Source organism: Tepidanaerobacter sp. GT38 (genome assembly GCF_021991635.1).
GTDB lineage: Bacteria > Bacillota > Thermosediminibacteria > Thermosediminibacterales > Tepidanaerobacteraceae > DTU063.
The window spans coordinates 1-8,768 of record NZ_JAFFJA010000075.1 but is presented as its reverse complement, the minus strand read 5'-3'; the positions used below and the strand labels follow the sequence as shown (position 1 = coordinate 8,768).

10 protein-coding genes are annotated in these 8,768 nt (G+C 40.2%); 9 read left to right on the top strand and 1 reads right to left on the bottom strand.

Annotated features, from left to right (window positions below; translation table 11 throughout):
- Window positions 1-47: 47 nt before the first annotated feature.
- Complete coding sequence (locus tag JT739_RS09935) at window positions 48-476, bottom strand: Hsp20/alpha crystallin family protein (RefSeq protein ID WP_237660963.1); 429 nt, start codon at window positions 474-476, stop codon at window positions 48-50.
- A 198-nt stretch (window positions 477-674) separates the two neighbouring features.
- On the opposite strand from JT739_RS09935, the gene acpS reads away from it, so the two are divergent.
- The 9 genes from acpS (at window position 675) to JT739_RS09890 (ending at window position 8,595) form a co-directional block, all read left to right on the top strand.
- Window positions 675-1,097, top strand: a complete 423-nt coding sequence (acpS, locus tag JT739_RS09930; RefSeq protein ID WP_237660962.1) for a holo-ACP synthase — start codon at window positions 675-677, stop codon at window positions 1,095-1,097.
- Window positions 1,045-2,628, top strand: coding sequence for an NAD(P)H-hydrate dehydratase (locus JT739_RS09925; protein WP_237660961.1), 1,584 nt, complete (start codon window positions 1,045-1,047; stop codon window positions 2,626-2,628). Before acpS ends, JT739_RS09925 begins: the two co-directional genes overlap by 53 nt.
- A complete protein-coding gene (gene alr, locus JT739_RS09920) occupies window positions 2,609-3,790 on the top strand; it encodes an alanine racemase (RefSeq protein ID WP_237660960.1) in 1,182 nt (393 codons plus the stop codon). The genes JT739_RS09925 and alr overlap by 20 nt, the downstream gene beginning before the upstream one ends.
- A gap of 91 nt (window positions 3,791-3,881) precedes the next feature.
- A complete protein-coding gene (locus tag JT739_RS09915) occupies window positions 3,882-4,157 on the top strand; it encodes a ribbon-helix-helix protein, CopG family (RefSeq protein WP_237660959.1) in 276 nt (91 codons plus the stop codon).
- A 1-nt stretch (window position 4,158) separates the two neighbouring features.
- Window positions 4,159-4,509 (top strand): type II toxin-antitoxin system PemK/MazF family toxin, encoded by a 351-nt coding sequence (locus JT739_RS09910; RefSeq protein WP_237660958.1) that lies wholly within the window; start codon window positions 4,159-4,161, stop codon window positions 4,507-4,509.
- A gap of 145 nt (window positions 4,510-4,654) precedes the next feature.
- Entirely contained in the window at window positions 4,655-5,854 is a 1,200-nt protein-coding gene (locus JT739_RS09905; protein ID WP_237660957.1) for an HD-GYP domain-containing protein, read from the top strand.
- A gap of 15 nt (window positions 5,855-5,869) precedes the next feature.
- Window positions 5,870-6,592 (top strand): gamma-glutamyl-gamma-aminobutyrate hydrolase family protein, encoded by a 723-nt coding sequence (locus JT739_RS09900; protein ID WP_237660956.1) that lies wholly within the window; start codon window positions 5,870-5,872, stop codon window positions 6,590-6,592.
- A 1-nt stretch (window position 6,593) separates the two neighbouring features.
- Window positions 6,594-7,751: an amidohydrolase gene (locus JT739_RS09895; protein WP_237660955.1), complete on the top strand. Its 1,158-nt coding sequence runs from the start codon at window positions 6,594-6,596 to the stop codon at window positions 7,749-7,751.
- 106 nt (window positions 7,752-7,857) lie between these two features.
- The gene (locus tag JT739_RS09890; protein WP_237660954.1) at window positions 7,858-8,595 is read left to right on the top strand and encodes an HTH domain-containing protein; all 738 of its coding nucleotides are present in this window, start codon (window positions 7,858-7,860) and stop codon (window positions 8,593-8,595) included.
- Window positions 8,596-8,768: the final 173 nt, after the last annotated feature.

Below are 8,768 nucleotides of genomic sequence, written 5' to 3'. Positions count from 1 at the left end.
TTACGGGTGGTCATGATTTGTGTTTTCATGCATCTGATTATTGAGAGTTATTCTATATCGATGATTCTTCCGCTGGGCCTTGAAGGTTCTACTTTAGGCAGAATAACTTTTAAAACGCCATTGTTAAAGCTGGCTCTTATTTCGTCATCTTTCACATTGCTGGGAATGGGTATGGAACGTGAATAATTTCCGCGTCTACGTTCACGTTGAATGAAGCTTTCTCCTTTTTCTTCAGTAACTTCATCGTATTTTGCAGAAATCGTCAAGACATTGTCTTCATATAAAATTTCTATGTTTTCTTTTTTGTATCCGGGTAGGTCAGCTTCTACTATATATTCATTTTCCGTTTCGCGCAAATCTGCTTTAACGGGACTTAGGTTAAACATGTCTAAAAGATCTTCGGTATCAAAAGGCCAATCGAAGAACGCTGGCAACAATCCCCTCCGCTTACGAGGAATTAAACCTCTATCCCGCATAAAATTACCTCCTTTTACAAATTTTACTATTAGTAATTTTATTATAGCACGAAGGTCAGGAAAGGTCAATAAAAGTCAAAAAAATTTTTCTTAAAAGTTAAGTTTAAAAGGTATTTGACAAAGTAGTACAGAATATATTTCTTAAATTATTTTTTACTGTTTTTAGATTATAATTCATATAGTTTTAGTGAGGTTGTCATGCAAATCGGTGTAGATATTATTGAAATAGACCGGATAAAAAAGGCCTGTGGAAGAAAAAACTTTATAAACAGATTTTTTACTTTAAAAGAGCTTGAGGACATTAAAGGCAAAAAAAGTTTTTACACACACTTGGCTGGAAAATATGCAGCCAAGGAGGCAGTAGTAAAAGCACTAGGCACAGGCTTTCGAAATATGAAGTGGAAAGACGTAGAAATTTTAAACCAAGCGTCGGGAAAACCTGTTGTAGCTTTATCGGGAAAAGCTAGAGAAATTTTTAAACTAAAAAATTTTAACGGTATCCTTGTAAGTATTTCACATTGCAAGGAATATGCTATAGCTTTTGCTGTAGCACTGGGGGGTGAGGCAGATGAAAGTAGTCAGCCCTTCAACTATGAGGCTGATGGATCAAATGGCTATTGACAAATATAAAATTCCCGGAGTTATCTTAATGGAAAATGCCGGCATTAAGGTAGCTCAGGCAGTGCAAAACATGTGGAATGCTCAAAAACATTGTGCATCGAGGAAAATTGTATTTTTCTGCGGCAAAGGCAACAATGGCGGCGATGGCTTTGTGGCAGCCCGACATCTTGCCAACATGGGCTTTGAAACTATCGTTTTTATAATAGCAAATCCTGATAATATAGCCGGCGATGCAGCTATAAATCTAGAAATAATAAGGAATATGGGCCTGCGAATAAAAGTAATTAAAGAGCAAGCAGATTTAGATGAGGCAAAAGACCTAGCAAATGGAGCCTTTGTTTTGGTAGATGCCATTTTCGGTACGGGACTAAAGGGCGATGTTAAAGGTATTGCTAAATCGGTTATCGAAGTTATAAATCAACTTGAAATACCAGTAGTGTCTATAGATATACCTTCAGGTGTTTGTGGCAGTACAGGCAAGATACTGGGGACTGCTGTAAAAGCACATCAAACGGTGACCCTTGCACTTCCAAAGATAGGTCTATTGCTTTATCCAGGGGCAGAATATGTGGGAGAGCTGATTACCGCAGACATAGGAATGCCCGTAAAATTAGTAGAGGCAATTAATGCAGAGGCCCAATTGTTAGATTTGAGTTGGGTAAGGGGGTGTTTTAAGGCGGCTCCTCCTGATGCACACAAAGGTACCTTCGGCAGGGTTTTTATCATCGCCGGATCTGTTGGCATGACAGGAGCGGCAACACTGTCTTCGACCGCTGCGGTTAGAAGTGGTGCAGGGCTTGTGACAATAGGCATTCCCGAAAGCCTAAATGACATTTTAGAAGTTAAAGTAACGGAAGCTATGACGCTGCCCCTGCCTGAGACGTCTAGCCGCAGTATAGGCAAAGGCGCAATAGAAAAGGCTTTAAGTTTTGCAAGTAAATGCGATGCAGTAGTTTTAGGACCCGGCCTTTCCACAGACTATGAGACAGCAGAGTTTGTAAGTCAATTTATTTTGGAGTGCACTGTGCCCATGGTGGTGGATGCAGACGGGTTAAATGCAATGGCAGAATCTCCGGCTATTTTTAAAAAAGCCAAGGCACCGATTATTATTACCCCGCACCCCGGCGAGATGGCAAGGCTTTTATCAACAACAGTGTCTGAAGTACAAACAGATCGAATTGGGACGGTAAAAACAGCTGCTGAAAAGTTTAGCTGTACTGCTGTATTAAAAGGTGCGAGGACTTTAATTGCCACTTCAGATGGAAAACTTATGATCAATCCTACAGGCAATATAGGTATGGCTACTGGTGGCAGTGGCGATGTGCTTTCAGGCATGATTGGAGCCTTTTTGGCCCGCAGCATGAAGCCTTATGAAGCTGCGGCAGTGGGGGTATACCTACACGGCTTAGCAGGAGATTTGTCTGCCAAGGAGCAGGAGCAAATTTGTCTTATGGCTACAGACATCATTGATTTTCTGCCTAAAGCTGTTAATAAAATGAAGGTGCAGTGTGATGACAACAAATCTTGGTGATATTCGTCCTACTTGGGTTGAGATTAATTTGGATAATCTAAGGCACAACATACTGGAGCTAAAGAAAATTATTTCTTCAGCTACCAAGTTATGTGCTGTAGTAAAAGCTGACGCATATGGGCACGGAGCTGTGGAAGTTGCGAAAGAAGCCATAGCTTGCGGAGCATCTTATCTCAGTGTTGCTTTTTTGGATGAAGCCATCGAACTGCGAAAGAATGGTATAACAACTCCCATCCTTATTTTGGGTTTTACACCGGAAAATCAATTTGATAAAATATTAGAGTATGATATAACCCAGACTGTCTACAATTTTATGTCTGCGGCTATACTGTCCGATTGTGCGCTAAAGCGAAATAAAAAAGCTAAAGTTCATATAAAAATTGATACTGGCATGAACCGCATTGGTTTTTGCCCGGAAGCTTGCACAACTGCTGAATTTAGGGAACTATTTTCCTTGCGAGGTCTTGAAATAGAGGGTATTTTCACCCATTTTGCACGAGCAGATGAAAGGGATAGGCACTTTACTAATGAGCAGTTTCAAATTTTTACAGGGATAGTTAAAGCCATTGAAGAGGCCGGCTATAAAATACCCATAAAACATGTGGCAAACAGTGCAGGTGTCCTACAATATCCCGAAACCCATCTGGATATGGTTCGACCGGGCATCATTCTTTATGGTTTGTATCCTTCCGATGAAATAGACAAAAACCTGATTTCCTTAAAACCTGTAATGAGTTTTAAGACCAGGGTTTCAAATGTGAAAGTTCTACCAAAGGGAAAGCCAATAAGTTACGGCGGAACTTATATCACACAAAGGCAAAGCATTATTGCCACATTACCGGTGGGTTACGCTGACGGCTATTCAAGGCTTTTATCATCAAGGGCACAAGTCTTGATAAATGGTCAAAGAGCCCCGGTAGTAGGGCGCGTTTGTATGGACCAGTGCATGGTGGACGTTACCGACATCCAAGGGGGTGTATCTATTGGAGATGAAGCTGTCCTCCTGGGAGCAGACGGTAACAATAGGATATCTGCTGAAGAAATAGCTGAACTTATGGGGACTATCAATTATGAAGTTGTATGTGGCATATCTAAAAGGGTGCCCAGAGTATATATAAAAGGTGGAAGGGTCCAAAAGGTGATAAACCTTTTGGTAAAATAGGTATATTTTTCTTGTTTATTTGACATAATTATATTGACCTCTATATAATAATGAGTACATGTTGTTGCTTAATAAACTAGGGGGTGCCGGCGTGGCCGAGTTGAAACGTATTGTTGTAAGTATACCCGATAATTTATTACAACAAGTAGATTATTTTGTTGCTCTTGAAAATAAAAACCGAAGTGAACTTATTCGCGATGCAATGAAATTATATATAAAAGAAATGGAAAAGCTAAGAGTTAGGGAACAACTAAAAATCGGGTATATTAAGATGGCCGAAATAAATGTTAATTTTGCAGAAATGGGGATATGTGAGGATATTAAAGACTTTATATTATACGAATCAAGACTTTCGGAGTGTGAATAATGTGCTGGTTAGGCGTGGTGATATATTTTACGCAGACCTAAATCCGGTAGTTGGTTCAGAACAGGGGGGAATCAGACCGGTATTAGTTGTGCAAAATGATGTGGGGAATAAATACAGCCCCACTGTTATTATTGCTGCTATTACCTCGCAAATAGATAAAGCAAAACTTCCTACCCATGTGGAACTTAAGAGTACAGATTACGGTCTTGAAAAAGATTCGGTAATTTTACTTGAGCAGCTAAGGACCATCGACAAGCGAAGATTAAAAGAAAAAATAGCGATACTGGATCAGGATATAATGGAAAAAGTTGATGAAGCTCTAAAAATTAGTTTAGGTCTTGTTGAATATTAATAATAACTTAATTCTGGGCTTCCTCTAATTAAAGAGGGAGCCCTATTTTTTTGCAATAAACTACAATTTCTCCAAAAAAGAAGGATTATTGGATATTTTTTAGAATATATAAAAGGGTGATTAAGATAGTCTTTGGAGGACAGATATGAAAGTAAAAGCGCGATTCTTTTCAGAGCTTATGACTGCACTATCCCTAATGATGGATCTTGACGAAAGTAGAAAGCTTTACCACGCATGGCGAGTAGCGATTTTAGCTGAAAGAATGTCTCAAGAAATACTGCCGGAGTATAGAACTCAGATATTTTATGCCGGATTACTGCACGACATAGGTGCAATCTCTTTACCAGACCACGTTACTCATTATACGGATATAAAAGAGCACTTTAAAAATCCCATATTGTTTAATCATGGCAGAAAAGGGGCTCAAATTGCGAGAGAAATAGGCCCCCTTTCATTGGCTGCCGATATGATAATGGATCATCACGAACATTGGGATGGTGGAGGCTATCCTAGAGGTCTTAAAGGCAATAACATAAATTTAGGCGGTCAAATTTTAAGGATCGCGGATACATTTGACATATTAGCTCGGGTCAGACCGCCTCTAGACTTAAATGACATTAAAACAATACTTGCTAGCCGAAGGGGCTCTGAGTTTTCGGACTTAATGTTCGAATTGATGATTTACACTTTAGAAAGCGGCAGTTTCTTTGAAGAAATAATTGATGATACCAAAGTTTCAGAGATGGTGCCGCAAATTATTAGCTCCTTACCTCCTGTTGATTTATCATCTTGTAATAATGATTTAAGAAAAGTGGTCAAAATTTTTGCTCAAGTTATTGACGCTAAACACAGCTATACAGCAGGGCACTCTGAGCGGGTAGCAAATTATACATATCAACTGGCCAAAGCAATGGGGTTATCGGAAGGTGAAGCAGAAAGATTTGAAATAGCTGCTTATTTACATGATGCAGGAAAAGTAGCTATCCCAAAACACATTTTAGATAAGCCTGCTGCCCTCACAATAGATGAATTCAAACTCATGAAAAGACATCCTGTGTATACAATGGAGATTATAAGTATGGTAAGTGAACTGAAAGATCTTGTGAGAATAGCAGGAGGCCATCATGAGAGATATGACGGCAGAGGCTATCCCGATGGTGCATCGGGACAAAATATTCCACTGGGAGCTCGCATAATGTCAGTGGCTGATGCCTTTGATGCCATGACTTCTTTAAGGCCATATCAAAAAATCAAAAGCAAAGATGAAGCAAAAGAAGTCTTAGCTGAAAATGCAGGAAGCCAGTTTGACCCCGAAATATCCAAGGTGGCAATACAGGTGCTCTGATGAGGAGGAAAACTCATGAGGCCATTAATAGGTATTACCATGTCCCTGGACTATGAGAACAGAACGGCAAAATTAGGGGAAAAGTATGTAACTGCCGTGGAACGGGCGGGGGGAATACCGGTGGCTGTACCGCCTCTTGAGGATAAAAATGCTTTAAATGCCATGGTGCAGAAACTAGACGGGATAATATTATCGGGAGGGCCCGATATTGACCCGTCTTATTATAATCAATTGCCCCATCCACGCCTTGGCAATGTTTGTCCCAGAAGGGACCAAAATGAATTATTCATTGCTGCTGAATTTATTAAACTGTCAAAGCCAATTTTAGGAATTTGTCGTGGCCTGCAGGTGATGAATGTAGCCATGGGTGGAACCCTTTGTCAGGACATTTCTTCTAGTATTAAAAATCCCATAAAACACATGCAGAATGCACCCCGATGGCACAAAAGTCACGAAATAGAAATAGTAGATACAGAATCTCTGATATATAAGATAATGGGCAGGGGGCGAACTTGCGTAAACAGCTTTCACCATCAGGCAGTGGAAAGGCCTGCCCCTAATTTAAAAATCACCGCCTTAGCACCTGATGGTGTTGTTGAAGCCATGGAATCAGAGGCTGGAGGTTTTTGTCTTGGTGTTCAGTGGCATCCTGAAGACCTTATAGATGATATAATACATATGCGATTATTTGAATTCATGATAAATGCAGCAAAAGATGTTAAGACTGGGAGGAGATAAGGTGCTAGCAATAACCAACGGCAAAATATATACGATGACTGGTAAGGTCATTGATGGAGGAACTCTGCTGATAAAAGACGGCAAAATACATGAAGTGGGGGAAGATATTGCCGTTCCAAAAGATGCCAAAGTAGTTGATGCTAAAGGTAAATACGTTTTTCCCGGCTTTATAGATGCTCACAGCCATATAGGCTTGTTTGAAGAAGCAGTAGGAGAGATAGGAGAGGAAGGCAATGAGTGGACAGAGCCTATAACCCCTCACCTTAGGGCCATTGACGCCATAAATCCAGGCGACAAGGCTTTTGAAGATGCAGTTATGGGAGGAATCACCTGTGTGTTTACAGGCCCGGGCAGCGCAAATGTTGTTGGCGGTCAATCTGTTGTCATGAAGACATATGGAAAAATTGTAGACCATATGGTGGTAAAAGAGCCTGCCGGCCTAAAGGTTGCTTTTGGTGAAAACCCAAAGAGGGTTTATGGTGATCAGAAAAAAATGCCTGCAACTAGAATGGCAACTGCCGCCCTTTTGAGAGAAACCCTGATAGAAGCTCAAAACTATAAGGCAAAGCGGGAAAAGTGCTGTAACAATCCAGAGGAAGTATTTGAACGGGACCTTAAAATGGAGATCTTATGTGATGTGCTGGACAAAAAGCTGCCTTTGAGAGCTCATGCCCATAGAGCCGATGATATTATGACAGCTTTAAGGATTGCCAAAGAATTTGATTTGGACATTGTCATAGAACACTGCACCGAAGGACATCTCATTGCCGATGAGCTGGCTCAACTGGGCATTCCTGCAATAGTGGGTCCATCCCTTACATCCCGCTCTAAAGTGGAGCTTAAAAATTTAAGTTTTAAAACACCTGGCATTCTGGCCCAAAAAGGTGTGAAGGTTGCCATAATGACAGACCACCCTGTCATACCCATCCAGTACCTGCCAGTTTGTGCAGCACTGGCAGTGAGGGAGGGCATGAAAGAAGAAGCAGCTCTTGCTGCCATTACTATAAATGCGGCAGAAATATTGGGGATCGCTGACCGGGTGGGCAGCCTGGAAAAGGGCAAGGACGCCGATGTGGTCATATGGAATGGCCATCCTCTTAATATAATGTCAAAACCCTGTTTGGTTATAATAAACGGCCAAATCGTATACGAAAGCTAAACTCTGTAAAAAAAATATAGCGGCACATTGCCAGGGGGGAATGTGCCGCTTTTTTAATATTTGGCTGTTGCTTTTAAAACATCCCAACCGGGAGGAGGTAACTACGATGGTATATCTCAATCCCAGGCAAAAAACGATATTAAGATATCTTGCGGCAAAGAAAGATTGGGTAAAAAGCCATGAGATGGCTGTGATACTGGGAGTAAGCGACAGGACAGTGCGAAATGATATTGCATATATAAACTCTCTGGTAGAAGGTGAAGAAAATGTCATTATTTCTCACAGAAAAGGCTATCGGATAAACGATGATGATAAAGCGAGAAAAATGTTGGTCGAAGATAATTCTGACATACCGAATGATCCTGATGAGAGAGCCAATTTTCTACTAAAAAAGTTGGTATTTGAAAAAAGGGGGCTGAATATCTATCAGCTTGCGGAAGAAATAATGGTTAGCGAATCTACAATAGCGAGTGACTTAAAACGCCTGAACAAGATTTTAAAAGAGTATGGAAGGGATTTGTCTGTTGTCAGAAAATCGGATGAGATATTTCTCGAGGGGAGTGAAAAGGAAAAAAGGAGTTTATTGAGTGAGTTGCTCTTCAATGAGACTAATCATAGCTACTTCAATTTAACAAAATATAAAAGATACTTTAAGGATATTGATTTAATAACGATTCAAAAATATCTAATTGAGACAGTAAAAAAATACGATTTTTTATTAAACGAAGTTGCGCTAGTGAATCTGTTGGTTCATATTGCAATAACAGTGGAAAGGATAAAAAACAAAAATTTTCTCTTAAATTGCAATATTAAATGCGACACATTTTTTTGGAAACCCGAATGATGTTGGGTTTCTCAATCATGAATTTTGAATTTAGAAGTTAGCCGCTTTATTTCCCGGAAAAAGAGTTCTGCTGGTTGCTGGAGTCAATGGAAGACGTTGAAGATGATGCCGAACAAGGGTAAAATAGATTTAATGGATAAAAATTTGAGTCCAAAAGATGCGGTGGTTGGTCT

What these genes read in the sequence shown, in the direction of transcription:
- JT739_RS09935 (WP_237660963.1), bottom strand. Translation starts at nt 476, where the DNA reads ATGCGGGATAGAGGTTTAATTCCTCGTAAGCGGAGGGGATTGTTGCCA.
- acpS (WP_237660962.1), top strand. Translation starts at nt 675, where the DNA reads ATGCAAATCGGTGTAGATATTATTGAAATAGACCGGATAAAAAAGGCC.
- JT739_RS09925 (WP_237660961.1), top strand. Translation starts at nt 1,045, where the DNA reads ATGAAAGTAGTCAGCCCTTCAACTATGAGGCTGATGGATCAAATGGCT.
- alr (WP_237660960.1), top strand. Translation starts at nt 2,609, where the DNA reads ATGACAACAAATCTTGGTGATATTCGTCCTACTTGGGTTGAGATTAAT.
- JT739_RS09905 (WP_237660957.1), top strand. Translation starts at nt 4,655, where the DNA reads ATGAAAGTAAAAGCGCGATTCTTTTCAGAGCTTATGACTGCACTATCC.
- JT739_RS09900 (WP_237660956.1), top strand. Translation starts at nt 5,870, where the DNA reads ATGAGGCCATTAATAGGTATTACCATGTCCCTGGACTATGAGAACAGA.
- JT739_RS09890 (WP_237660954.1), top strand. Translation starts at nt 7,858, where the DNA reads ATGGTATATCTCAATCCCAGGCAAAAAACGATATTAAGATATCTTGCG.